Source organism: Streptomyces sp. NPDC057424, assembly GCF_042803315.1.
In the GTDB taxonomy this organism is placed as follows: Bacteria; Actinomycetota; Actinomycetes; order Streptomycetales; family Streptomycetaceae; genus Streptomyces.
This window is the reverse complement of the sequence record NZ_JBHVCP010000014.1, coordinates 102,723-125,098: the sequence shown is the minus strand read 5'-3', so window position 1 is coordinate 125,098 and position 22,376 is coordinate 102,723. Positions and strand designations below refer to the sequence as shown.

Sequence of the window (22,376 nt, the reverse complement as noted above, 5' to 3'; positions counted from 1 at the left end):
ACGTGGGGTGTCACCGGGACGAAGTAGTCTTGAGCCCATGCCTGAACGCCGTACCGTCGCACTCGTCACCCTTGGCTGCGCCCGTAACGAGGTGGACTCGGAGGAGCTCGCAGGCCGTTTGGAGGCGGACGGCTGGCAGCTCGTGGAGGACGCCGAGGCAGCGGACGTCGCTGTCGTGAACACCTGCGGCTTCGTCGAAGCCGCCAAGAAGGACTCCGTCGACGCCCTTCTGGAAGCCAACGACCTCAAGGGGCACGGCAGAACCCAGGCCGTCGTGGCGGTGGGCTGCATGGCCGAGCGGTACGGCAAGGACCTCGCCGACGCCCTCCCCGAGGCCGACGGCGTACTCGGATTCGACGACTACGCCGACATCTCGGACCGCCTCCAGACCATCCTCAACGGCGGTATCCACGCCTCGCACACCCCGCGCGACCGGCGCAAGCTGCTGCCGATCAGCCCGGCTGAGCGCCAGGAGTCGGCGACCGAGGTCGCACTGCCCGGGCACGCCCCGGCCGAGCCCGCCGTCGCGCCGGCGGATCTTCCGGAGGGCCTCGCCCCGGCCTCCGGCCCGCGGGCGCCCCTGCGCCGCCGTCTGGGCGGTTCCCCGGTGGCCTCCGTGAAGCTCGCCTCCGGCTGCGACCGCCGCTGCTCCTTCTGCGCCATCCCCTCCTTCCGCGGCTCCTTCATCTCCCGCCGCCCCAGCGACGTGCTCAACGAGACGCGCTGGCTGGCCGAGCAGGGCGTGAAGGAGATCATGCTGGTCTCCGAGAACAACACCTCCTACGGCAAGGACCTCGGCGACATCCGCCTGCTGGAGTCGCTGCTGCCGGAGCTCGCCGAGGTCGACGGCATCGAGCGCGTCCGCGTCAGCTACCTCCAGCCGGCCGAGATGCGGCCCGGCCTCATCGACGTGCTGACCTCGACCCCGAAGGTCGCGCCCTACTTCGACCTGTCCTTCCAGCACTCCGCGCCCGGCGTGCTGCGCGCGATGCGCCGATTCGGCGACACCGACCGGTTCCTGGAACTGCTCGACACCATCCGCAGCAAGGCGCCCGAGGCGGGTGTGCGCTCCAACTTCATCGTCGGCTTCCCCGGGGAGAGCGAGGCCGACCTCGCCGAGCTGGAGCGGTTCCTGAGCGGCGCGCGGCTGGACGCCATCGGCGTCTTCGGCTACTCCGACGAGGAGGGCACCGAGGCGGCGACCTACGACAGCAAGCTCGACGAGGACGTCGTCGCCGAGCGGCTGGCCCACATCTCGCGCATCGCCGAGGAACTCGTGTCGCAGCGGGCCGAGGACCGGGTCGGCCAGACCGTGCGGGTCCTCGTCGAGTCCGTCGACGAGGACGGCGTGTACGGCCGCGCGGAGCACCAGGCGCCCGAGACGGACGGCCAGGTGCTGCTCACGAGCGGCGCGGGCCTGCGGGTCGGCCGTATGGTCGAGGCGAAGGTGGTCGGCACGGAGGGTGTCGACCTGGTGGCCGAGCCGCTGCAGGGCTCGTTCGCGTCGCCTGCGTGGAGTGAGGAGGCGGGCAGATGACGGGTGTCCCGGCATCCGCGGCGGGAGGCTCCTCCGGCGCGAGGAGGGCAGCGGCAGGTGCGGCCGCTGCGGCGTCCGCGGCCTCGGCGGCCTCAGGGAAGGTTCCGGGGGCGGCAGTCGCGCGGTCGGCCGAGGGCGGGACTGCCGGTGCGGGGCCCGGTGCCTCGTCCGGCGTGAGTCATGGCGGGCCCGCCGGTGCGGTGCCCGGTGCCGGTGAGACTGTTCCGGGCGAGGACGTCGGCGCCGATGCCCAGGGCGACGGGAAGACCCCGCGGGGCGGGAAGATCGCTGCCGCGGCCGTCAACCAGGCCAGTGTCTGGAACATCGCCAACCTCCTGACCATGCTCCGGCTGGTTCTCGTACCGGCCTTCGTGGTGCTGATGCTCGCCGAGGGCGGTTACGACCCGGCGTGGAGGTCCCTGGCCTGGGCCGCCTTCGCCATCGCCATGATCACCGACCTGTTCGACGGGCATCTGGCGCGCACGTACAACCTGGTCACGGACTTCGGGAAGATCGCCGACCCCATCGCCGACAAGGCGATCATGGGGGCGGCGCTGATCTGCCTGTCCGCGCTCGGTGATCTGCCCTGGTGGGTGACCGGCGTCATCCTCGGCCGGGAACTCGGCGTCACCCTGCTGCGTTTTCTGGTCATCCGGTACGGCGTCATCCCCGCCAGCCGCGGAGGCAAGCTGAAGACCCTCACCCAGGGCGTGGCCGTCGGCATGTACGTCCTGGCGCTGACGGGGTGGCTGGCCACTCTGAGGTGGTGGGTGATGGCCGCGGCGGTCGTGCTGACCGTGGTGACCGGGCTCGACTATGTGAAACAGGCCATTGTGCTGCGCAGACAGGGAATCGCCGAGCGCAAGGCCGCGTTGGAGGAGAAGGAAGCGTGAGTTCCACGGCCACCGACGTGGTGCGACTACTCACGGTGAAGGGCGAGACGCTCGCCGTCGCGGAGTCGCTGACCGGTGGCCTCGTTGCGGCGGAGCTCACATCCGTCCCCGGGGCGTCCAAGGTGTTCCGGGGCTCCGTGACCGCCTACGCCACCGACCTGAAGCACGACCTGCTCGGTGTCGACGCCCCGCTGCTGGCGGCGCGTGGAGCGGTCGATGCGCAGGTCGCGGCAGAGATGGCGGCGGGTGTACGCAAGGCGCTCGGTGCCGACTGGGGTATCGCGACCACCGGTGTGGCGGGCCCCGAGCCGCAGGACGGGCAGGCCGTCGGCACGGTCTTCGTCGCCGTGGACGGACCCGCCGAAGCCGATTCCGGTTCTGCCGGCGGCGGAAAAGTGGAGGCTCTGCGGTTGAACGGCGACCGCGAGGAAATTCGTAGAGAGAGTGTACGGAGCGTACTCGCACTGCTTCTGAAGGAGCTTGCGGGCGAACAGACTGGGAATGAGCGGGCACAGGATACGGAACGGAACGGGGGGTTTTGATGTTTGCAGCCCTGAGTGAACACGACATCGCTCCCCGCACGGCCGCGGCGCAAGGCGGTACGGTGGGGCGTAATGGATGCGGCTACGCGGTCCGAGGAGGGAGCCACCGATGATTCTGCTCCGTCGCCTGCTGGGTGACGTGCTGCGTCGGCAGCGCCAGCGCCAGGGCCGTACTCTGCGCGAAGTCTCCTCGTCCGCCCGAGTCTCACTCGGCTATCTCTCCGAGGTGGAGCGGGGGCAGAAGGAGGCTTCCTCCGAGCTGCTCTCCGCCATCTGCGACGCGCTGGACGTACGGATGTCCGAGCTTATGCGGGAAGTGAGCGACGAGCTCGCCCTCGCCGAGCTGGCCCAGTCTGCTGCGGCCACCCCCAGCGAGCCTGTGGCGGTTCGCCCGATGCTTGGTTCCGTATCGGTGACCGGTGTGCCACCGGAACGGGTGACCATCAAGGCGCCTGCCGAAGCGGTGGACGTCGTCGCCGCGTGAGGCTCTGCGCTCACACGGCATGATCGAGGCCCCGGCCGGGCCTCTCCGGAGGACCCGGAGGGGTGCCGCCCGGGGTTTTCGCCTGTGTGGGGGCCGGCTGGCGCTGTGCCGTGCCTTCTCGCGCGTGCTGTGTCCGTTGTGTGTGCGTTTGCCGGTATGGCGTGTGGCGGTCATCGTTGAAGGGATGGCGGGGGGCAGTCCTCGGAGGTGCGGATGTATGTCGTGAAGAGCCCGTTGTCGGACGCGAACCTCAAAACCGTGTCCGAGGCGCTGCAAGGTGCCCTTGTCGATCTGGTGGACCTCGCCCTCGTGGCGAAGCAGATCCACTGGAACGTGGTGGGGCCGCGCTTCCGTTCCGTGCACCTCCAGCTCGACGAGGTCGTCGACACCGCGCGGAAGTACTCCGACACCGTGGCCGAGCGCTCCGCGGCCCTCGGGATCTCTCCTGACGGGCGTGCCGCGACGGTGGCCGTCGGCAGCGGGATCGGGGTGACCCCCGAAGGGTGGGTCGACGACACGGCCGCCGTGGGTGCGCTCGTCGAAGCGCTGGGTGCGGTGATCGCGCGGATGCGGGAGCGGGTCGAGGCGACCGGTGAGCCGGATCCGGTGAGCCAGGACATCTTCATCGGGATCACGGCGGACCTGGAGAAGCATCATTGGATGTTCCAGGCCGAGAACGGGTGACGGAAGAGGGAGCGGGTGACGGGTCGGGCGGGAGTTTCGCCACGGCTCGGCTCGGAGGGCTGGGCGGCGTTGGCCGGGTCCACGTGCGAGGCCCGAGCGTCCTGGGTGGCCTGAGCTGTGGGCGTGGTGCGCTCGTTTGCCCGTGGTGCGCCCTCTGCGCGGCCCCGGGTGGCCGCATAGCGTCGGGCTGGAGGTGGCGGCCATGGCGGTGATAGCGCGCAGGGGGAGTCAGCGCTGGGGGGTCCGCGGGGCCGTGCTCGGGCTGGGGGCGCTGTGGTGGTGGGCTGTGCTGCGGCTGGTGGCCGTACCCGAGGCGGGGGTGCTGGAGGCGGCGGTCGCGGCCGGGGGGTGGGGGTTGAGCGTGCTGCCCGTGCATTGCGTGCCGAAGCGGCGGGCACGGGGGGTTGTGGGGGCGGGGCGGTGGCGGAGGGTTCTGCGGGCTGGGGGTGAGGGTGCGGCGGGGGTGAAGTCGGGGGGTGTTTAGGGGGTTTTGCTTGAGAGCTTGGTGCGTGAGGGGTGGTGGCCGGGGGGCCGGAGGCTTGCCTTGGTTGGGGGCTGGGGCTGAGGGGCTCGCTGCCGGTGAGAGCGGTGGGTTTTCGGGAGTCGCGTGGTTGGTTGCGTGCCCGTGTGGGTGTCGGTGGCCGACGGGCCTGCCGTCCAGGAGTGCGGCGGTCGGTGAGGCCGCGGCGTGGCGTGCATGGGTGGGCCGTCTCACCACGGCATCGCCACACCTCCGTTCGGGCGGAGGATCTGGCCCGTGGTGAAGGCCGAGGCGTCGGAGGCCAGGTGGAGGACCGCGTGGGCGATGTCCTCGGGCTCGCCCACACGGCCCAAGGGTGACATGCGGGCCATGACGGACTCCGCGTGCGCCTGGGACCCGCTGTCGTGGCGGTCGGTCATCGGCGTACGGATCCAGCCCGGGGCGACGGCGTTGACGCGGATGCCGTGCCGGCCGACCTCCGTCGCAAGGGTCTTCGTCAGCTGGACCACCGCCGCCTTGGCCGCGCCGTAGCAGAGCAGCCCCGGGCCGCCCGTGTCGACGGCGCCCGAGGCCATGGTGACGATGCTGCCCCGGGTGCCGCGGGCGATCATCAGGCGGGCCGCCTCCTGGCACGCGTACAGCACTCCCTTGAAGTTGACGTTCAAAACCCGGTCCAGGTCCTCGTCCCGGGTCTCCAGCACCGGGCTGCTGTGCATGATCCCGGCGACCGCGGCCAGGGTGTCCAGGCGCTCGCAGGAGGTGAGGGCCTGTCTCAGCCCGGCCCGGTCCGTGACGTCGAGGGTGTGGGTGTGGGCGGTGCCGCCGCTGTTCTCGATCAGGGTCGCCGTCTCGTGCAGGCGCTCGGCGTCGCGGTCCGCGCAGTGCACGGTCGCACCCGCCTCCGCGAGCAGGAGCGCCGAGGCGCGGCCGATGCCACTCGCGGCGCCGGTGACGAACGCGGTGCGGCCGGTGAGGTCGTACGCCGTGACGGGCATACAGGGACCGTACGAGCGATTCTGACAGGTCGTCAATTGAGGTGACCGCGCCGTGTCGAGGCGGGGGCGGGTCCGGGCTGGCAGGTGGGGCACCAGTAGGTGGGGCGTTCGCGGGAGCCGTCGCCCTGGTCGGCGACGCGGATCGAGGTGCGGCAGCGCAGGCAGGGGCGGGGGGCGCGGCCGTAGACGAAGAGGTCCTGGCCGCGGCGGCCCGTCGTACTGCGGATGGGCCGGTCGCGGTTGGCTTCCAGCAGCTTCTTGGCGAGTGCGGGCAGCTTCGCGGCGCGGTCGGCGGGCAGGTCGCCTGCCGGGAGCCAGGGGGTGATGCCGAGGAGGAAGCAGAGCTCGCTCTTGTAGACATTGCCGATGCCGGCGAGGTTGCGCTGGTCGAGCAGGGCCTCGCCGAGTTCGCGGGTGGGGTCCTGGAGGACGTTCGCGAGAGCCCGGTCGGGGTTCCAGTCCGGGCCGAGGAGGTCGGGGCCGAGGTGGCCGACCGCGCGGTGCTCGTCGGTGGTGCGCAGGAGTTCCAGGACCGGGAGACGGTAGCCGACGGCCGTGCGGTCGGGATTGCCGAGGATCGCGCGGATCTGGTGGCCGGGGCCGCCGCTCCAGCGCCGGCCGTTCCCGTACACCTTCCAGGAGCCGTCCATCCGCAGGTGGGAGTGCAGCGTCAGGCCGCCCTCGATGCGGGTGAGGAGGTGCTTGCCACGCGGGGTGACGTCCAGGACCGTACGGCCCGTGAGGTCGGCCGTGGCGAACCGGGGCACCCTGAGGTCGCTGCGGGTCAGCACCCTGCCCGCAAGGGCGTCGTGCAACCGCCTCGCGGCCTGCCAGACCGTGTCACCTTCGGGCATGGGTCAAGGGTGGCACGAGGGCGGGGTGCTCGGCCCGGCCGGCTGCTGGGCGGGGGCTATCAGGCGCGCAGCCGGAGTCCTCTGGGCGTCGCGATGAAGCCCGCTCCTTCCAGGAGGGCGCCGATGGGGGAGGTCAGGGCCTGGGCGCCGTTGACGCGCTCCACCGTGACCGTGCCGAGCGAGCCCGCACGGGCAGCGGCGGCGAGGGCCTCCGCGGCGCTGTGCAGACGAGGGTCGTCGGCGGGGTCGCCGTCCGGGCTTGCGGCCCAGGCCAGCAGGGTCTTGCCCCCGCGCTCCATGTAGAGCGTCAGCTCACCGTCGACCAGCACCACCAGGGAGCCCGCTTTGCGGCCCGGCTTGTGTCCGGCGCCGGCCGGGGGCTCGGGCCAGGCCAGGGCGGCACCGTACGCGTTCGCGGGGTCGGCGGCGGCGAGAACGACGGCCCGGGAGGCACCGTCAGGGCGGGTACGGCGGCCCGGAAAGCCCTGGTCGTACGCCGCACGCCCGCCGTTCTGCCCGGGCGGTGCCGCCTGCGGGGGGTAGTCGCGGGGCGAGACCCACTCGCCCGGGGACGGCCTGGGGGTGTCGTAGGAGGCGTCCGGGCCGGGGAAGCCGTCGGGGGCGTCGGTGTGGTCGTGGGAGGGGGTGGAGTCGTCCGGACCGGCGAAGTCGTGGGCGGGGAACGGGCCGGGTTCGGGACCGGGCGGGGGGCCGGGCAGGTCCTCGCCGCGGTCGCGGGCGCTGGACACCGCGCGCAGGCGGTCCACCGCGCCGTCCATCGCGAACTGCGCGGCGCCGAGGCCCTCCACCACGTAGCCGCGGCGGGCCTGGCCGCTCTCCTCGAAGGCCGACAGGACGCGGTACGTCGCCGAGAAGCCGCCCTCGACGCCCTCCGCCGAGACCGCGCCCCTGGTGACCACGCCGTGCCGGTCGAGCAGCGTGCGGGCGAGGGCATGGGCCCGCACGGTGGGATCGGGCTCGTGGGCCGGGAGCAGGGACCAGCGGCCGGCGACCGTCGGCGGGCCGGAGCGGGACGCGGTGCGGGCCGCGGCCGTCAGGGAGCCGTATCGGCCGCGCGGCATCGAGCGTTTGGCTCGGTGGGCCGTGGAGCCTGCGGTGCGGCCCGAGCCGAGCAGGGAGCGCATGGGGGTGAGCGTGTCGTTCGTCAGGCGGCCGGACCAGGCCAGGTCCCACAGGGCGTCGGCCAGCTGGGGATCGGTGGCGTCCGGGTGGGTGGTGGCGCGGACCTGGTCGGCGATCTGGCGGAAGAACAGGCCGTAGCCGCCGGAGAGGGTGTCCAGCACGGACTGGTGCAGGGCGGTCAGCTCCAAGGGGTGCGGGGGCGGCAGGAGCAGGGGGGCCGCGTCCGCCAGATAGAGGGAGACCCAGCCGTCCTTGCCCGGCAGGGAGCCCGCCCCGGCCCAGACCACCTCGCCGGCGGCGGTGAGCTCGTCCAGCATCGCCGGGGTGTAGTTCACGACCCGGGAGGGCAGAACCAGCTTTTCCAGGGCGGAGGCCGGTACGGACGCGCCCTGGACCTGCTCGATGGCCCGGACCAGCCCGTCGATGCCGCGCAGGGAGTGCCCCTTGCCGATGTGCTGCCACTGGGGGAGGAAGTGGGCGAGTGCGGCCGGCGGCGCCGGCTCCAGTTCGTGCCGCAGTGCGGCCAGGGAACGGCGGCGCAGCCGGCGCAGCACGGCGGCGTCGCACCACTCCTGGCCGATCCCGGCCGGATGGAACTCGCCCTGGACGACCCGGCCCGCCGCCGTGAGTCGCTGGAGGGCGCCCTCGGTGACGGCGACGCCCAGGCCGAAGCGGGCCGCCGCCGTGGCCGAGGTGAAAGGGCCGTGGGTGCGAGCGTAACGCGCGAGGAGGTCGCCGAGCGGGTCCTTGACGGGCTCCGTGAAGGCCTCCGGGACACCGACCGGCAGGGCTGTGCCCAGCGCGTCGCGCAGGCGGCCCGCGTCCTCGATCCCGGCCCAGTGGTCTCTGCCCGCGATCCGGACCCGGATGGCGCGGCGGGCCCCGGCGAGTTCCCGCGCCCATTGCGGTTCGGCGCCCCGCTCGGCCAGTTCCTCGTCCGTGAGCGGGCCGAGGAGGCGGAGGAGGTCCGCGACGCCCTCGGAGTCCTTGACGCGTCGGTCCTCGGTGAGCCACTGGAGCTCACGCTCCAGCTCGGCCAGGACCTCCGCGTCGAGCAGCTCTCGCAGCTCCGCCTGGCCCAGGAGCTCGGCCAGCAGCCGGGAGTCCAGCGACAGGGCGGCGGCGCGGCGCTCGGCGAGCGGGGAGTCGCCCTCGTACAGGAACTGTGCGACGTAGCCGAAGAGGAGAGAGCGCGCGAAGGGGGTCGGCTCGGGAGTGGTGACCTCGACGAGGCGGACCCTGCGGGACTCCAGGTCGCCCATCAGCTCCACGAGGCCGGGAACGTCGAAGACGTCCTGCAGACACTCGCGGACCGCCTCCAGGACGATCGGGAACGAGCCGAACTCGCTCGCCACCTGCAGCAGCTGCGAGGCGCGCTGCCGCTGCTGCCACAGCGGGGTGCGCTTGCCCGGATTGCGGCGCGGCAGCAGCAACGCGCGGGCGGCGCACTCACGGAAACGGGAGGCGAACAGGGCGGAACTGCCCACCTGGTCGGTGACGACCTGGTCGACCTCGCCCTTGTCGAAGACGACGTCCGCCGCGCCCAAGGGGGCCTGCTCGGCGTCGTACTCCCGGCCCATCGTGACCGGCTCCTGGTCCAGCAGGTCAAGGCCCATCAGGTCGGCGTCCGGCAGGCGCAGCACGATGCCGTCGTCGGCGTGCATGACCTGCGCGTCCATGCCGTACCGCTCGGAGAGCTTCGCGCCGAGCGCGAGCGCCCAGGGGGCGTGCACCTGGGCGCCGAAGGGGGAGTGCACGACCACGCGCCAGTCGCCGAGCTCGTCGCGGAAGCGCTCCACGACGATCGTCCGGTCGTCCGGGACGTGGCCGCAGGCCTCGCGCTGTTCGTCCAGGTAGGACAGCACGTTGTCCGCCGCCCACGCGTCCAGGCCGGCGGCGAGGAGACGGAGGCGGGCGTCGTCCTTGGGCAGCGAGCCGACCTCGCGCAGGAACGCGCCCAGTGCCCGGCCCAGTTCCAGCGGGCGTCCCAGCTGGTCGCCCTTCCAGAAGGGCAGCCGGCCCGGTACGCCCGGGGCCGGGGAGACCAGGACGCGGTCGCGGGTGATGTCCTCGATGCGCCAGGAGCTGGTGCCGAGCGTGAAGACGTCACCGACGCGGGATTCGTAGACCATCTCCTCGTCGAGCTCGCCGACCCGGCCGCCGCCCTTCTTGGGGTCGGCGCCCGCGAGGAAGACGCCGAAGAGGCCGCGGTCGGGGATCGTGCCGCCGGAGGTGACGGCGAGGCGCTGCGCGCCGGGGCGGCCGGTGATCTCGCCGGTGACGCGGTCCCACACGACGCGAGGGCGCAGCTCCGCGAACGCGTCGGACGGGTAGCGGCCGGCCAGCATGTCGAGGACCGCCGTGAAGGCCGACTCGGGCAGGGAGGCGAAGGGGGCGGCCCGGCGGACGGCGGCGAGGAGGTCGTCGAACTGCCACGTGTCCAGGGCCGTCATGGCGACCACCTGCTGGGCCAGGACGTCCAGAGGGTTGGCGGGGACCTTGAGCGACTCGATGGAGCCGGTGCGCATGCGCTCGGTGACCACCGCAGCCTGGACCAGGTCGCCGCGGTACTTCGGGAAGACCACACCGGTGGAGACCGCCCCCACCTGGTGCCCCGCCCGGCCGACGCGCTGCAGGCCGGAGGCGACGGACGGCGGCGACTCCACCTGCACGACCAGGTCCACCGCGCCCATGTCGATGCCCAGCTCGAGACTGGACGTGGCCACGACCGCCGGCAGACGCCCCGCCTTGAGATCCTCCTCGACCAGGGCGCGCTGCTCCTTGGACACCGAGCCGTGGTGGGCGCGGGCGATGACCTGGGGTGCGCCCTGGGCCGCTCCCGAGCCGCCCATGAGTGCGGCGGGGGAGTGGTGCTCGTCGAGCGTCTCGCCCGTGGCCCGTTCGTACGCGATCTCGTTCAGGCGGTTGCAGAGGCGCTCCGCGAGGCGGCGGGAGTTCGCGAAGACGATCGTGGAGCGGTGGGACTGGACGAGGTCGGCGATCCGCTCCTCCACGTGCGGCCAGATGGACGGTCGCTCGGCGCCTTCCCGGCCCTCCGCCACCGGAGAGCCGCCCAGCTCGCCCAGGTCCTCGACGGGGACGACCACGGACAGGTCGAACTCCTTGCCCGACTCCGGCTGGACGATCTCCACCTTGCGGCGGGGCGAGAGGAAACGGGCCACCTCGTCCACCGGGCGGACCGTCGCGGAGAGGCCGATGCGGCGGGCGGGTTTCGGGAGGAGGTCGTCCAGCCGCTCCAGGGAGAGCGCGAGATGGGCACCGCGCTTGGTGCCGGCGACCGCGTGCACCTCGTCCAGGATCACCGTGTCGATGCCGGTCAGGGCGTCTCGGGTGGCCGAGGTCAGCATCAGGAACAAGGACTCGGGGGTCGTGATCAGGATGTCCGGCGGGCGGGTCGCCAGGGCGCGGCGCTCGGCGGCGGGGGTGTCGCCCGAGCGGATGCCCACCTTGACCTCGGGCTCGGGCAGGCCGAGGCGCACGGACTCCTGGCGGATGCCGGTCAGCGGGCTGCGCAGGTTGCGCTCGACGTCCACCGCCAGGGCCTTGAGGGGCGAGATGTACAGGACCCGGCAGCGCTTCTTCGGGTCGGCGGGGGGAGGCGCCGAGGCCAGCTGGTCCAGCGCGGCCAGGAAAGCCGCCAGGGTCTTGCCCGAGCCGGTGGGGGCGACGACCAGCACGTCCGAACCCTCGTGGATGGCCTGCCACGCGCCGGCCTGGGCCGAGGTGGGCGCGGAGAACGCCCCCGTGAACCAGGCGCGGGTCGCGGGGGAGAAGCCGTCCAGGGCTCGGTACGCATTGCTGGGCATGCGTCCATCGTGCACCCCGGCACTGACATTGATGCTGATACTCGGGTTCCGGTGGTCGTGCCCCGGGCACTGACTGACGTCCTGCTGGGCTGTCCTCGTGTTGTTCTGTCCGGTCGCCGGGACCTGTTCTCATGGCTCCGGCCGGACGGAACATGACCTGACAGGAGCTTGGCCAGAAGCCCCTTCAATGTCCTGTCTGCGCCACCCGGCCGGTGCCCACCTCCGGTTGGGAAGGCATTACCAGCAGGGCATCAAAGGACGCAGAGGAGACCGCGGACCAGGATGTGTTCGGCGGGGGCGACTCCCATGCCGACACCGTCCACGTCGCGGTCATCAGCGACAACGGCGGACACCTCGCCGACGCCGAGTTCACCACCACGGCAGCCGGATACGCTGCGGCTCTGGCATTTCTGAGCGCCCACGGCCACGTATGGCGATCGGCGTAGAAGGCACTGCCTCCTACGGCGCCGGCTTCACCGGTGCCGCCCGCTCGCACGGGCATCAGGTCGTCGAGGTCAACCGGCCCGACCGGGCCGAACGCCGCCGCATCGGAAGGTCCGATCCCATCGACGCCTACGCCGCCGCCCGGGCCGCACTGTCCGGACGAGCCCAAGGCGCGCCGAAAGACGAGACCGTCGCCGGCATACGCGCCCTGCACAACGCCGCCCGCTCCGCCGTCAAGGCACGCGCCGCCGCCCTGAACCAGATCACTCATCACCGCGCCCGAGAGCATCCGCGCCCGATACGGACAGCTCAAAGGGACAGCCCGCACCGACGCCCTGGCCCGGCTGCGGCCGACCGGGGACGCGCTCCACGTCGCGGTCCTCACCGCACTGAAGAGCCTCGGCCGACGCGTCAAAGAACTGACCGCCGAGCACGAGGCCCTCACCAAGGCCCTGGACAACGAGGTCACCACCCATAACCCCGGCCTGCGGGCCGCCTACGGAGTCGGCCCCGACACCGCGGCCCAGCTGCTGGCCACGGCAGGAGGCAACCCTGAACGCTTACGGACCGAAGCGTCCTTCGCAGCCCTCTGCGGAGCCGCCCCGGCCCCCGCCTCCAGCGGCAGGACCAACCGGCACCGCCTGTCCCGAGGCGGTGACCGGGCAGCCAACGCCGCCCTCTATCGCATCGCCCTGGTCCGCATGTCCAGCGACTCCCACACCCGCGCCTACGTGGCACGGCAGACCGCCGCGGGCCGAAGGAGATCATCCGGCTCCTGAAACGGGCCATCGCCCGGGAGATGTTCCGCTGCCTGACCACCACGGTCACCATCCCCGGCATCGCCGGCCTGCGGCCCCTGCGACAAACCAAGAACATCACCCTCACCGCCGTCGCGCAGCACTTCGGAGTCTGGCCCACCACCATTTCCAGAGTCGAAAGAGGACTGAGAAGGGACGACGACCTCGCCCACGCCTACCGCGACTGGCTCCAAGCCGCTTGACAGCGATAGGAACATCAACGGGGCCTCGACGGCTCGCGGCCTGCCGTTTCGCCGCGGGTGGCGGCAGGGGGTGCATCGCGTCGTCCGCAGCCGCGGACAATGGTCGTATGAACGAGCGCGCACGGCACTGGCAGTACGACGCGCTGCCCGGGGTCGATCTGCTGCGGGCCCGGTATGTGCGCAAGACGTTCGTGCGGCACACGCACGAGAACTTCGTGATCGCCGCCATCGCCGACGGGGTGGAGGTGTTCCACCACGGCGGGGGTGATCAGTACGCCGGGGCCGGGGCCCTCGCACTGGTGAATCCCGACACGCCGCACACCGGGCGGGCCGGGGTGCCCGAAGGATGGCGGTACGGGGCCGTGTACCCGCCGCCCGACGTGGTGGCGGAGATCGCCGCCGAGACGACGGCACTGCGCGGGACGCCGGGGTTCGTCAGCCCGGTGATGGACGATCCCTACGCCGTGGGCCTGGTGCACCAGGTGCTGCGGGCCGCCGACGAGGGTAACGCGCTGGCCGCGGACACGCTGCTGAGAGTCGCCGTGACCAGGCTGCTGCGGCTGAACGGCGGGCACCTGCCGCGGCGGGAGGTGCGGACGGCGGGAGCTCGGATCGCCGCACGCGCGCGTGGGGTGCTGGAGGAGCGGATGGCACGTCCGCCGACCCTGGAGCAGCTCGCGGCCGGCCTCGGGACCAGCCCGTTCGCCCTGCTGCGGGCCTTCCGGGACGTCTACGGGATGCCGCCGCACGCGTGGCTCACGGACGCGCGGGTCCGGCGGGCGCGGCGGTTGCTGGACGCGGGGACGGCGCCCGCCGAGGTCGCCGTGGCCGTCGGGTTCACCGATCAGCCGCATCTCAACCGGCACTTCAGCCGGATGGTCGGTGTGCCTCCGGGGGCGTACCAGCGGGAGCGCAAGAACGTACAAGATTCGCGCTAGTCACTGGCCGTAGCGTGCGGGGCGTGGCAGATCAGACGGTTCTCGAGGACGCGGATATCGGTGGAAAGGCGGATCGGGCGGTCGTACGCGACGCCCTCGGTGTCGGGGTGGCCGTCGGGCTGTCCGGGTTCGCCTTCGGCGTGACGGCGGCCGGCAGCGGACTCACGCTGCTGCAGACGTGCGCGCTCAGTCTTCTGGTGTTCACCGGTGCGTCCCAGTTCGCCCTGGTGGGGGCCCTCGCGGCCGGTGGCAGCCCGTTCACCGCCGCTGCCGGGGCCTTCTTCCTGGGCGTACGGAACGCCTTCTACGGCTTGCGTCTCTCGCAGTTGCTGGCCCTCCCGCGCGCGGTACGGCCGTTCGCCGCCCAGTGGGTGATCGACGAGACGGCCGCCGTCGCGCTCGCCCAGCCCACCCGGCGTGCCGCACGGCTCGGGTTCGTCGTGACCGGGCTGAGCCTGTACCTCCTGTGGAACCTCACCACGCTGCTCGGTGCCCTGGGCGCCGAGGCCCTCGGGGACACCGACGCGTGGGGTCTCGACGCCGCCGGGCCCGCGGTGTTCCTGGCGCTGCTGGCGCCCATGCTGAGGTCCGGCACCGAGCGGGCCGTCGCCGGGCTCGCCGTGCTGCTGGGGCTCGGGCTACTGCCGGTGCTGCCCGCCGGGGTGCCCGTGCTGCTGGCCGCGCTGGCGGCGCCGGCCGTGCTGTGGGCGGACGGCCGGCGCAGGGGACAGGGGGACACACGGTGAACGTCTGGATCGCGATCGGGGCGACCGTCCTCGGGTGTTACGCCGTCAAGCTGGCCGGGCTCCTGGTGCCCGCAGGAGCCCTGGAGCGGCCCGTCGTCAAACGCCTCGCCGCGCTGCTGCCCGTCGCGCTGCTCGCGGCCCTCACCGCTCAGCAGACCTTCGCCGACGGGCAGACCCTGGTGCTGGACGCCCGGGCCGCCGGACTCGCCGCCGCGGCCGTCGCGCTGATGCTGCGCGCCCCGTTCCTGCTCGTCGTCGCCGCGGCCGTGCTGGTGACCGCGGGGGTGCGGGCCATGGGGGCGGGATGATCAGTCGATCGCGCGGCCGTACGCGCTGAGCACGCGCAGGGCCTCGATCGTCACGAGCGGACGCGCCTCCAGGGCGGGGGCCGGGGCCCAGTGGCGCCACCGGACAGGCCAGCCGCCGTCCTCCTGCTGTTGGGCCGCTAGATGGTCCAGGGAGCGGGCCATCTCCGCGTCCGTGAACCACGCGCGCGCGAGCGAGCGCGGCGTCCGCGCGTAGTCGTACGGGAAGTGGTGCTCCCCCGGGGCGTAGCCGGGGGACACCGGATACCCGTCCAGGTCGCAGGGGTCCAGGGCCGCGAGACGGTACTCGCGGACCAGCCGGCCGAGACGGCCGGCGGCCGCCTCCGCGCGCGGGCGGTCGGGGGCGGAGTCCAGGAAGGCCACGGCGGCCTCGATCTCGTACGGATGCGACGTCTCCAGGGACTCGACCGCCTGCCAGCAGAAGTCCGTGGCCCGGAACAGCCAGGCGTGCCACACCTCGTTGCGGTGCAGCAGACCCACCACCGGCCCGGTGGCCAGGAGGTCGCTGGGCGGGTCGTCCACCACTCTCACGAACGGGGCCGTGGGGTAGTCACGCTGGCTGGGGTGGATCGCGGGGAGGGCACCGTCCGTCGTGGAGATGGACGTCAGGTAGCGGCACATGCGCTCCACGCGCTGACCGGCGCAGCGTCCGACCGCGTCCAGGACGCGCAGGGCGTGCGCGGTGTGCAGCGGCTGGCTGACCGGGCCGCGCAGATCGGGCTCCAGCGCATGGCCGTATCCACCGTCCTCGTTGCGGTAGGCGTCCAGGGCGGTCTCCACCGGATCGGCGGCGGCGCCCCGGAAGTGGTGGGCGAAGCGGTGTTGCTCGAGCACGCGCGCGGTGAGCCAGACGAAACGCTCCGCACGCGAGACGGGGCTGTGCCGCGGGGACGTCGGGGGGACTTCGGTAGCTCCTGTTTGGGCCATGGGTCAGACCGTAGGGCGCGAAGCGGTGGCGGCAGGCGGCCACGGCTCAGGCCCACCCCAGGGGCGGGATACTGGAGGCATGCGGTTGACGGTCTTCTGGCAGCGGATGGCGGAGCACTTCGGTTCTGGTTACGCCGAAACCTTCGCGCGCGACCATGTGATGTCCGAGCTCGGCGGACGCACGGTGCACGAGGCGCTGGCGGCCGGCTGGGACGCCAAAGAGGTCTGGCAGGTGGTCTGCTCGGTGATGGACGTGCCCCGGGAGAGGCGCTGACCGTTGCCGATGAGCCTCGGAGACCACCGGCCGGATCGGCCGGACGGCCTCGGACGTCGCTGACCGGTCACGAAGATCGCACACGGGTACACGGCTGTCGGTGGCGTGGGCGAGACTTGGACCGTGGCACCCACTGACGAGACCGGGCAGGCAACCCAGCAGCCCTCAGCTTCCGGTACGACGCCGCCCGTCAGGCCTCCGGTCGGCGGGGCCGGGGCGAACGGCCGCATGCCGCGCTGGCTGCCCCGAGCCATGGTGCTCGCGCTCGCCCTCGTCGCTGTGTTCCAACTGGGCAGCTGGGCCTTCCACCAGCTCACCGGCCTGCTGATCAACATCCTCATCGCGTTCTTCCTGGCGCTCGCGATAGAACCCGCGGTGGGCTGGATGGCCTCGCGCGGCATGCGCAGAGGGTTCGCCGCGTTCGTGGTCTTCATCGGCGTGATGATCGTGTCGGCCGGTTTCGTCACCCTGCTCGGTTCCGTCCTCGCGGACCAGATCATCAAGCTGATCGAGGGCTTCCCCGAGTACCTCGACTCCGTCATCAACTGGATCAACACGCACTTCAGGACCGACCTGAAGCGCGTCGACATCCAGGAGGGCCTGCTCCGCTCCGACTGGCTGCGCAACTACGTCCAGAACAGCGCCACAGGCGTCCTGGACGTGTCCGCCCAGGTCATCGGTGGCCTCTTCCAGCTGCTCACAGTCGCCCTGTTCTCGTTCTACTTCGCCGCTGACGGCCCGCGACTGCGCCGCGCGATCTGCTCGGTCCTGCCGCCAGCCCGCCAGGCCGAAGTGCTGCGCGCGTGGGAGATCGCCGTGAACAAGACCGGCGGCTACATCTACTCCCGTGGCCTGATGGCGCTGATCTCCGGTGCGGCGCACTTCGTCCTGCTCCAGGCTCTGGACGTGCCCTACGCGCCCGTGCTCGCCGTGTGGGTGGGCCTGGTGTCGCAGTTCATCCCCACCATCGGCACCTATCTCGCGGGCGCCCTGCCCATGCTGATCGCATTCACGGTGGATCCCTGGTACGCGCTGTGGGTGCTGGTCTTCGTCGTGATCTACCAGCAGTTCGAGAACTACGTGCTGCAGCCCAAGCTGACCTCCAAGACCGTCGACATCCACCCTGCCGTCGCCTTCGGCTCGGTCGTCGCCGGCACCGCTCTCCTCGGCGCCGTCGGCGCGCTGATCGCCATCCCCGCCATCGCCACCCTCCAGGCGTTCCTGGGGGCGTATGTGAGGCGCTACGACGTCACGGACGACCCCCGGGTGCACGGCCACCGCCGACGAGGAGAGGGGCCGGGCCTGCTCACGCGCGCCAGAGGGGTGTGGATACGGCGGCCGGGGGTGGAGCGGCCCGGAGACGGATGCTCCGGGGAGAGCTCCTCCTGAGAGGCCCTGGCCGCCCGGCTCCTACGGCGTCGCGGCCTCCAAGAGGCTCGCCCGCTCGATGGGTGGGATGAGCGCTCCGCGACGAGCAGGACCTCGACCAGCTCGGTCCGCACGGCACCGACGGATCGGCGGCGGATCGGCGGCGAGACGGAGCAGGAACGGCAGAGCTGCCGGCATGGCCGGGCCCCGTCTGAAGACACCGTCCGTCAGGGCGTTGCAGAGCACCCGCTCCGCCTCGGAAGCCGTGGCCGGATCGAGCAGGCCGCGGGTGAGGGCCGGGACCCTGGCGGGACAGCACGGTACTGAGGCACGGGCACGCCCCGGCACGCAACATGGCGCGCGATGCCGCGTGGTGCGCTTGACACGAAAATCGAACATCCATTCTCATGAAGGCACCGGCGAGGCTCAACGAAGGGCATTTCGACGTACTTTGGGTAGAGAAATGCCCGAGTTATCCACAGGCCGGACGTGCGTCGGGGCGCATTGTCAGTGGCAGGCGTTAGCGTCTTTGACGTGAAGCGATCGACTCAAGCAAATCGGGTGGAACCCATGGCAGGAACCGACCGCGAGAAGGCACTGGATGCCGCGCTCGCACAGATTGAACGGCAATTCGGCAAGGGCGCGGTCATGCGCATGGGTGACCGGACCAACGAGCCCATCGAGGTCATCCCGACCGGCTCCACCGCCCTGGACGTGGCCCTCGGCGTGGGCGGTCTGCCCCGCGGCCGTGTCGTCGAGATCTACGGACCGGAATCCTCCGGTAAGACCACCCTGACCCTGCACGCGGTGGCGAACGCGCAGAAGGCCGGAGGCCAGGTCGCCTTCGTCGACGCGGAGCACGCACTCGACCCCGAGTACGCGAAGAAGCTCGGCGTCGACATCGACAACCTCATCCTCTCCCAGCCGGACAACGGCGAGCAGGCCCTGGAGATCGTGGACATGCTGGTCCGCTCCGGCGCCCTCGACCTCATCGTCATCGACTCCGTCGCCGCGCTCGTCCCGCGCGCGGAGATCGAGGGCGAGATGGGGGACAGCCACGTCGGGCTGCAGGCCCGCCTGATGAGCCAGGCCCTGCGGAAGATCACCAGCGCGCTCAACCAGTCCAAGACCACCGCGATCTTCATCAACCAGCTCCGCGAGAAGATCGGCGTGATGTTCGGTTCCCCGGAGACCACGACCGGTGGCCGGGCGCTGAAGTTCTACGCCTCGGTGCGCATCGACATCCGTCGCATCGAGACCCTGAAGGACGGTACGGAGGCGGTCGGTAACCGCACCCGCTGCAAGGTCGTCAAGAACAAGGTCGCGCCGCCCTTCAAGCAGGCCGAGTTCGACATCCTCTACGGTCAGGGCATCAGCCGCGAGGGCGGCCTGATCGACATGGGCGTGGAGCACGGCTTCGTCCGCAAGGCAGGCGCCTGGTACACGTACGAGGGTGACCAGCTCGGCCAGGGGAAGGAGAACGCGCGCAACTTCCTCAAGGACAACCCCGACCTGGCCAACGAGATCGAGAAGAAGATCAAGGAGAAGCTGGGCGTCGGCGTGCGTCCCGAGGAGCCGGCCGCCGAGCCGGGCACGGACGCCGCGGTCTCCGTGCCGGCTGACGCGGCACCCGCTGTCCCCGCCCCGGCACCGGCCAAGACCGCCAAGTCCAAGGCCGCCGCAGCCAAGAGCTGACCCGTGACACGGCGAACCGACTGGGCGGAGTACGAGTACGCCGCCTCCGGTGTCCCACGGGGGAGGGACACCGGAGGCGACACGGGATCGGCCGCGGACGGGGCGGACGGCCTCTGGGACACACCGCACGAGGACGACCTGCTGTACGGGGACGGGGACGAGACCGGGCCGCGCGGGGGCGGCTCGCCCGGGGGTGGCTCGCGTGACGGCGGGCCGCGCGGCAGGCGCGGTCGTCGTCGGCGTGGCTTCGGTGAGGCCGCGGCCGATGCCGAGGACGGAGGTGCCCCCTCCTCGTCGAGGGCCGAGCAGGGGGCACCTCCAGGGGACCCGGTCGAGCAGGCTCGGGCGATCTGCCTGCGCCTGCTCACCGGGACCCCGCGGACCCGCAAGCAACTCGCCGACGCCCTGCGCAAGCGGCAGATCCCGGACGACGCCGCCGAGGAGGTGCTGTCGCGGTTCGAAGAGGTCGGCCTCATCAACGACGGGGCCTTCGCGGACGCCTGGGTGGAGTCCCGCCACCACGGCAGAGGGCTGGCCCGGCGCGCGCTCGCCAGGGAGCTGCGGACCAAGGGCGTCGACTCCACGCTGATCGACGAGGCCGTCTCCCAGCTCGACTCCGAGCAGGAGGAGGCGACCGCCCGGGAACTCGTCGACCGCAAGCTCCGCTCCACCCGCGGCCTCGACCGCGACAAACGCCTCCGCCGCCTCGCGGGCATGCTCGCCCGCAAGGGCTACCCCGAGGGCATGGCCCTGCGGGTGGTCCGGCAGGCGCTGGAGGAGGAGGGGGAGAACACGGACCTTCTCGGGGACGAGGGATTCTGAGGGGCGTACTGACGGGGTTGAGGTCCGGGTGGCAAGGCAGCCGCACGAGGCCTGCCGAGCAACTGCCGCGACATGTGCGGCTGTGCCCGTCCTAGGCTCAGCGCATGAAGATCAACGTGCGACCGGCGGTGGAGGCGGACGTGCCGTCGTTGAGGCAGCGGGGGCCCTGGCCGACGGGTTCCGCCGTTACATCCCCTCGCGGGGGAGAGACTGAAGCCTGAGGTGGCTCGGGTCGCCATAGCTTGCGACGCATGACCAGCCGACGCAACTGCATCGAGGGCTGAGGCCCGCAGGACCAGCCCTCCCGCAGCCACTCCAGAGCTCACTCCACCGGCAACCCCGCCCCCCCGCCAAGCCTGGAACCCCCCGACCAGGTCCGTGGCCCGGTGCAGTCCCAGCCGGTGCGAGGACCGGGCCGCCAGACTGGACGCGTAGCCCTCGTTGCAGATCACGACGATGCGCAGGGCGTGGCCAGTGACCTCGCGGAGGCGGTGGCTGCCCTGGGGGTCGAGGCGCCATTCCAGTTCGTTGCGCTCGACGACGAGGGCGCCGGGATGAGGCCATCCTGTCCGCGCAGGGCGGCGTAGCGGATATCGGCCCGGGGCGCGTCGCCGGCCCGGGTGGCCTTGACTGACGTCAGCGCGAGCCGGCTGTAGCACCGGCCTCTGCCTGCGCCTTCACCGGTCCGCCCACCGTGGCCTCCGCCGCCGCGTACAGGGCGGCCGGGCGCACTCCGCCCAGCGCGGTGACGAGGTGCCCGTCGGGGCGCACCAGGAGCACCGTGTGCGCGGCCGCGCCCGGATAGCTCTCGGCGACGAGCAGCTCGGCGGGGTGCGGCAGTGCTGAGACCGCCGCCGCGAGCTGCGGCATGATGCCCGCGCCGACCCAGTGCCTGCGCTCCCAGACGCCGGTGCCCGGCGCGATCAGCACCACGAGCAGCGCCCCGCGGCCGAGCCGGTCCCGCAGTCGTACGAAGGTGCCGTCCTCCGCGGTGACCCGTACATCGGTGACCGGTGCTCCGATCGGTGTGCCGACCGGGGTCTCTCCTTCGAGGCATCGGGGCGCGAGCGGTGAGTCGGCGTACGTCCCCGGTGCGCCGAGCTGGCCGTGCCCCAGGTGACCGTCGGTGAGGAGGGCGTCGTGGCCACGGGACGAGCCGGGGACGACGGCGCGCAGCCCTCCACCGCCGCGCAGCAGCGGCAACGCCTGGTCAGCGGCGCGCAGCCGGGCGGCGACGACCGCCCGGCGTTCCGTCTGGTAGCTGTCGAGGAGCGCCTCGTGAGGCCCGTGGTGCCAGGCCAGGGCCAGTTTCCAGGCGAGGTTGTCGGCGTCCCGCAGGCCCTCGTCGAGCCCGTGCGTGCCCAGCGCCCCGAGCAGGTGGGCCGCGTCCCCGGCGAGGAACACGCGGTCGGCGCGCCAGCGGCGGGCCAGCCGGTGGTGGACGGTGTGGACACCGGTGTCCAGCAGCTCGTACGACGGGGTCGTGCCGCCCGCCCAGCCCGCCAGGGTCTCCCGAATGCGGGTGAGCAGCAGCTCGGGCGTGACCAGGTCCTTGCCGGGCGGCAGGAGCCAGTCCAGGCGCCAGACGCCGTCCGGGAGCGGGCGCGCGGCGACCTCGCCGGCCGAGGGTCCGGACATGCGCCAGGGCGGCAGCCGGTGCAGCAACGCCTCGTCGTGCCAGGGCAATTCGGTGCGGAGCGCGGCGACGGCGTGGCGTTCCACCGCCGTACGGCCCGGGAAGCGGATGTCCTGGAGCTTGCGCACGGTCGAGCGGGGGCCGTCGCAGCCGACCAGGTAGCTGCCGCGCCACCACGTTCCCTTGGGACCGCGGGTGTGGGCCGTGACGCCCGAGGACTCCTGTTCGACACCGTCGAGCCTGCTCTCCACCGCGACTTTGACGAGCCGTTCGCCCGCAAGGGCCGCGCGCAGGGCGCCGGTCAGCACGTGCTGGGCGATGTGCAGGGGGGTGGGCTCGGTGTCGTCGAAGACGATCTCGCGGATCACCTGCTTGCGCCGCATCGACCGCCATCCGGCCCAGTGCACACCGGCTCGGGCGAGGGGCATGCCGGTCAGCCGTGCCATCAGAGCGGCGGTGTCCTCGCGCAGGACGACGGTGCGCGCCGCACGGGGTTCGTCCTTGCCCGGGCCCTCGTCGAGGACGACGCACGGCACCTCCTGACGCGCCAGCGCCAAGGCGAGCGTGAGCCCGACGGGTCCCGCTCCGACGATGATCACCGGGTCCACGACGCGGCGCCCCCTGCCCGCTGAGGTGTCCTGAGAGACGTAGGTGAACAGAAAGTCGGAGCAGGGTGCACGATCACAGAACGTATGCAACCCATTGCCGGTGCTTGCGTCAAGTGACCAAGGGCTGGTGCCGATCATGGCATCGCATCAAG

Annotated in this window: 20 protein-coding genes and 2 pseudogenes; 16 read left to right on the top strand and 6 right to left on the bottom strand. The window is 72.2% G+C overall.

Annotation, left to right across the window (positions count from 1 at the left end; translation table 11 throughout):
* The first annotated feature begins 37 nt into the window (after window positions 1–37).
* The 6 genes from rimO (at window position 38) to ACFU3E_RS14850 (ending at window position 4,624) form a co-directional block, all read left to right on the top strand.
* Window positions 38–1,537 (top strand): 30S ribosomal protein S12 methylthiotransferase RimO, encoded by a 1,500-nt coding sequence (rimO, locus tag ACFU3E_RS14875; RefSeq protein WP_384156791.1) that lies wholly within the window; start codon window positions 38–40, stop codon window positions 1,535–1,537.
* Window positions 1,534–2,430 carry a CDP-diacylglycerol--glycerol-3-phosphate 3-phosphatidyltransferase gene (pgsA, locus tag ACFU3E_RS14870; protein WP_384156788.1) on the top strand — a complete coding sequence of 299 codons (897 nt, stop codon included), beginning with the start codon at window positions 1,534–1,536 and terminating at the stop codon, window positions 2,428–2,430. The genes rimO and pgsA overlap by 4 nt, the downstream gene beginning before the upstream one ends.
* On the top strand, window positions 2,427–2,972 hold the full coding sequence (locus ACFU3E_RS14865) for a CinA family protein (RefSeq protein ID WP_384156785.1): 546 nt from the start codon (window positions 2,427–2,429) through the stop codon (window positions 2,970–2,972). Before pgsA ends, ACFU3E_RS14865 begins: the two co-directional genes overlap by 4 nt.
* Before the next feature lie 109 nt (window positions 2,973–3,081).
* A complete protein-coding gene (locus tag ACFU3E_RS14860; RefSeq protein WP_384156782.1) occupies window positions 3,082–3,456 on the top strand; it encodes a helix-turn-helix domain-containing protein in 375 nt (124 codons plus the stop codon).
* Between the two features lie 213 nt (window positions 3,457–3,669).
* Window positions 3,670–4,140, top strand: a complete 471-nt coding sequence (locus ACFU3E_RS14855; RefSeq protein WP_384156779.1) for a Dps family protein — start codon at window positions 3,670–3,672, stop codon at window positions 4,138–4,140.
* A 202-nt stretch (window positions 4,141–4,342) separates the two neighbouring features.
* Complete coding sequence (locus tag ACFU3E_RS14850) at window positions 4,343–4,624, top strand: hypothetical protein (RefSeq protein ID WP_384156776.1); 282 nt, start codon at window positions 4,343–4,345, stop codon at window positions 4,622–4,624.
* A 227-nt stretch (window positions 4,625–4,851) separates the two neighbouring features.
* On the opposite strand, the gene ACFU3E_RS14845 is transcribed toward ACFU3E_RS14850, so the two are convergent.
* The 3 genes from ACFU3E_RS14845 to ACFU3E_RS14835 are packed head-to-tail and all read right to left on the bottom strand — an operon-like array spanning window position 4,852 to window position 11,440.
* Entirely contained in the window at window positions 4,852–5,616 is a 765-nt protein-coding gene (locus ACFU3E_RS14845; protein ID WP_384156773.1) for an SDR family NAD(P)-dependent oxidoreductase, read from the bottom strand.
* 32 nt (window positions 5,617–5,648) lie between these two features.
* On the bottom strand, window positions 5,649–6,470 hold the full coding sequence (locus ACFU3E_RS14840) for an Fpg/Nei family DNA glycosylase (RefSeq protein WP_384156770.1): 822 nt from the start codon (window positions 6,468–6,470) through the stop codon (window positions 5,649–5,651).
* A gap of 59 nt (window positions 6,471–6,529) precedes the next feature.
* Complete coding sequence (locus ACFU3E_RS14835; protein WP_384156768.1) at window positions 6,530–11,440, bottom strand: ATP-dependent helicase; 4,911 nt, start codon at window positions 11,438–11,440, stop codon at window positions 6,530–6,532.
* A gap of 187 nt (window positions 11,441–11,627) precedes the next feature.
* On the opposite strand from ACFU3E_RS14835, the gene ACFU3E_RS14830 reads away from it, so the two are divergent.
* The 6 genes and pseudogenes from ACFU3E_RS14830 (at window position 11,628) to ACFU3E_RS14805 (ending at window position 14,876) form a co-directional block, all read left to right on the top strand.
* A complete protein-coding gene (locus tag ACFU3E_RS14830; protein ID WP_384156765.1) occupies window positions 11,628–12,362 on the top strand; it encodes a transposase in 735 nt (244 codons plus the stop codon).
* A complete protein-coding gene (locus tag ACFU3E_RS14825; protein WP_384156826.1) occupies window positions 12,274–12,663 on the top strand; it encodes a transposase in 390 nt (129 codons plus the stop codon). The genes ACFU3E_RS14830 and ACFU3E_RS14825 overlap by 89 nt, the downstream gene beginning before the upstream one ends.
* A 20-nt stretch (window positions 12,664–12,683) precedes the next feature.
* Window positions 12,684–12,884 carry a helix-turn-helix domain-containing protein gene (locus tag ACFU3E_RS14820; protein WP_384156762.1) on the top strand — a complete coding sequence of 67 codons (201 nt, stop codon included), beginning with the start codon at window positions 12,684–12,686 and terminating at the stop codon, window positions 12,882–12,884.
* A 107-nt stretch (window positions 12,885–12,991) separates the two neighbouring features.
* Window positions 12,992–13,966, top strand: a pseudogene (locus ACFU3E_RS14815) (AraC family transcriptional regulator).
* Window positions 13,879–14,568: an AzlC family ABC transporter permease gene (locus ACFU3E_RS14810; RefSeq protein WP_384156823.1), complete on the top strand. Its 690-nt coding sequence runs from the start codon at window positions 13,879–13,881 to the stop codon at window positions 14,566–14,568. Before ACFU3E_RS14815 ends, ACFU3E_RS14810 begins: the two are co-directional and overlap by 88 nt.
* Complete coding sequence (locus tag ACFU3E_RS14805; protein ID WP_384156759.1) at window positions 14,565–14,876, top strand: AzlD domain-containing protein; 312 nt, start codon at window positions 14,565–14,567, stop codon at window positions 14,874–14,876. Before ACFU3E_RS14810 ends, ACFU3E_RS14805 begins: the two co-directional genes overlap by 4 nt.
* Here the strand turns inward: ACFU3E_RS14805 and ACFU3E_RS14800 are convergent, their stop codons facing one another.
* On the bottom strand, window positions 14,877–15,821 hold the full coding sequence (locus ACFU3E_RS14800; protein WP_384156757.1) for a hypothetical protein: 945 nt from the start codon (window positions 15,819–15,821) through the stop codon (window positions 14,877–14,879). It lies immediately after the preceding gene.
* Between the two features lie 79 nt (window positions 15,822–15,900).
* Between ACFU3E_RS14800 and ACFU3E_RS14795 the strand changes: the two genes are divergently transcribed.
* From ACFU3E_RS14795 to recX, 4 genes are all read left to right on the top strand, one after another.
* The gene (locus ACFU3E_RS14795) at window positions 15,901–16,095 is read left to right on the top strand and encodes a DUF3046 domain-containing protein (protein WP_361305107.1); all 195 of its coding nucleotides are present in this window, start codon (window positions 15,901–15,903) and stop codon (window positions 16,093–16,095) included.
* Between the two features lie 123 nt (window positions 16,096–16,218).
* Window positions 16,219–17,484 (top strand): AI-2E family transporter, encoded by a 1,266-nt coding sequence (locus ACFU3E_RS14790; RefSeq protein ID WP_384156753.1) that lies wholly within the window; start codon window positions 16,219–16,221, stop codon window positions 17,482–17,484.
* A gap of 549 nt (window positions 17,485–18,033) precedes the next feature.
* A complete protein-coding gene (gene recA, locus ACFU3E_RS14785; protein ID WP_384156750.1) occupies window positions 18,034–19,158 on the top strand; it encodes a recombinase RecA in 1,125 nt (374 codons plus the stop codon).
* Between the two features lie 3 nt (window positions 19,159–19,161).
* A complete protein-coding gene (recX, locus tag ACFU3E_RS14780; protein ID WP_384156747.1) occupies window positions 19,162–19,980 on the top strand; it encodes a recombination regulator RecX in 819 nt (272 codons plus the stop codon).
* Between the two features lie 335 nt (window positions 19,981–20,315).
* Here the strand turns inward: recX and ACFU3E_RS14775 are convergent.
* Window positions 20,316–20,620 (bottom strand): annotated as a pseudogene (locus tag ACFU3E_RS14775) (rhodanese-like domain-containing protein); the annotation flags it as partial.
* Entirely contained in the window at window positions 20,617–22,224 is a 1,608-nt protein-coding gene (locus ACFU3E_RS14770; protein WP_384156744.1) for an FAD-dependent monooxygenase, read from the bottom strand. The pseudogene ACFU3E_RS14775 and the gene ACFU3E_RS14770, both read right to left, overlap by 4 nt.
* Window positions 22,225–22,376: the final 152 nt, after the last annotated feature.

What these genes read in the sequence shown, in the direction of transcription:
- ACFU3E_RS14855 (WP_384156779.1), top strand. Translation starts at nt 3,670, where the DNA reads ATGTATGTCGTGAAGAGCCCGTTGTCGGACGCGAACCTCAAAACCGTG.
- ACFU3E_RS14795 (WP_361305107.1), top strand. Translation starts at nt 15,901, where the DNA reads ATGCGGTTGACGGTCTTCTGGCAGCGGATGGCGGAGCACTTCGGTTCT.
- ACFU3E_RS14820 (WP_384156762.1), top strand. Translation starts at nt 12,684, where the DNA reads ATGTTCCGCTGCCTGACCACCACGGTCACCATCCCCGGCATCGCCGGC.
- ACFU3E_RS14850 (WP_384156776.1), top strand. Translation starts at nt 4,343, where the DNA reads ATGGCGGTGATAGCGCGCAGGGGGAGTCAGCGCTGGGGGGTCCGCGGG.
- pgsA (WP_384156788.1), top strand. Translation starts at nt 1,534, where the DNA reads ATGACGGGTGTCCCGGCATCCGCGGCGGGAGGCTCCTCCGGCGCGAGG.
- ACFU3E_RS14845 (WP_384156773.1), bottom strand. Translation starts at nt 5,616, where the DNA reads ATGCCCGTCACGGCGTACGACCTCACCGGCCGCACCGCGTTCGTCACC.
- ACFU3E_RS14830 (WP_384156765.1), top strand. Translation starts at nt 11,628, where the DNA reads ATGTCCTGTCTGCGCCACCCGGCCGGTGCCCACCTCCGGTTGGGAAGG.
- rimO (WP_384156791.1), top strand. Translation starts at nt 38, where the DNA reads ATGCCTGAACGCCGTACCGTCGCACTCGTCACCCTTGGCTGCGCCCGT.
- ACFU3E_RS14800 (WP_384156757.1), bottom strand. Translation starts at nt 15,821, where the DNA reads ATGGCCCAAACAGGAGCTACCGAAGTCCCCCCGACGTCCCCGCGGCAC.
- recA (WP_384156750.1), top strand. Translation starts at nt 18,034, where the DNA reads ATGGCAGGAACCGACCGCGAGAAGGCACTGGATGCCGCGCTCGCACAG.
- ACFU3E_RS14835 (WP_384156768.1), bottom strand. Translation starts at nt 11,440, where the DNA reads ATGCCCAGCAATGCGTACCGAGCCCTGGACGGCTTCTCCCCCGCGACC.
- ACFU3E_RS14860 (WP_384156782.1), top strand. Translation starts at nt 3,082, where the DNA reads ATGATTCTGCTCCGTCGCCTGCTGGGTGACGTGCTGCGTCGGCAGCGC.
- ACFU3E_RS14840 (WP_384156770.1), bottom strand. Translation starts at nt 6,470, where the DNA reads ATGCCCGAAGGTGACACGGTCTGGCAGGCCGCGAGGCGGTTGCACGAC.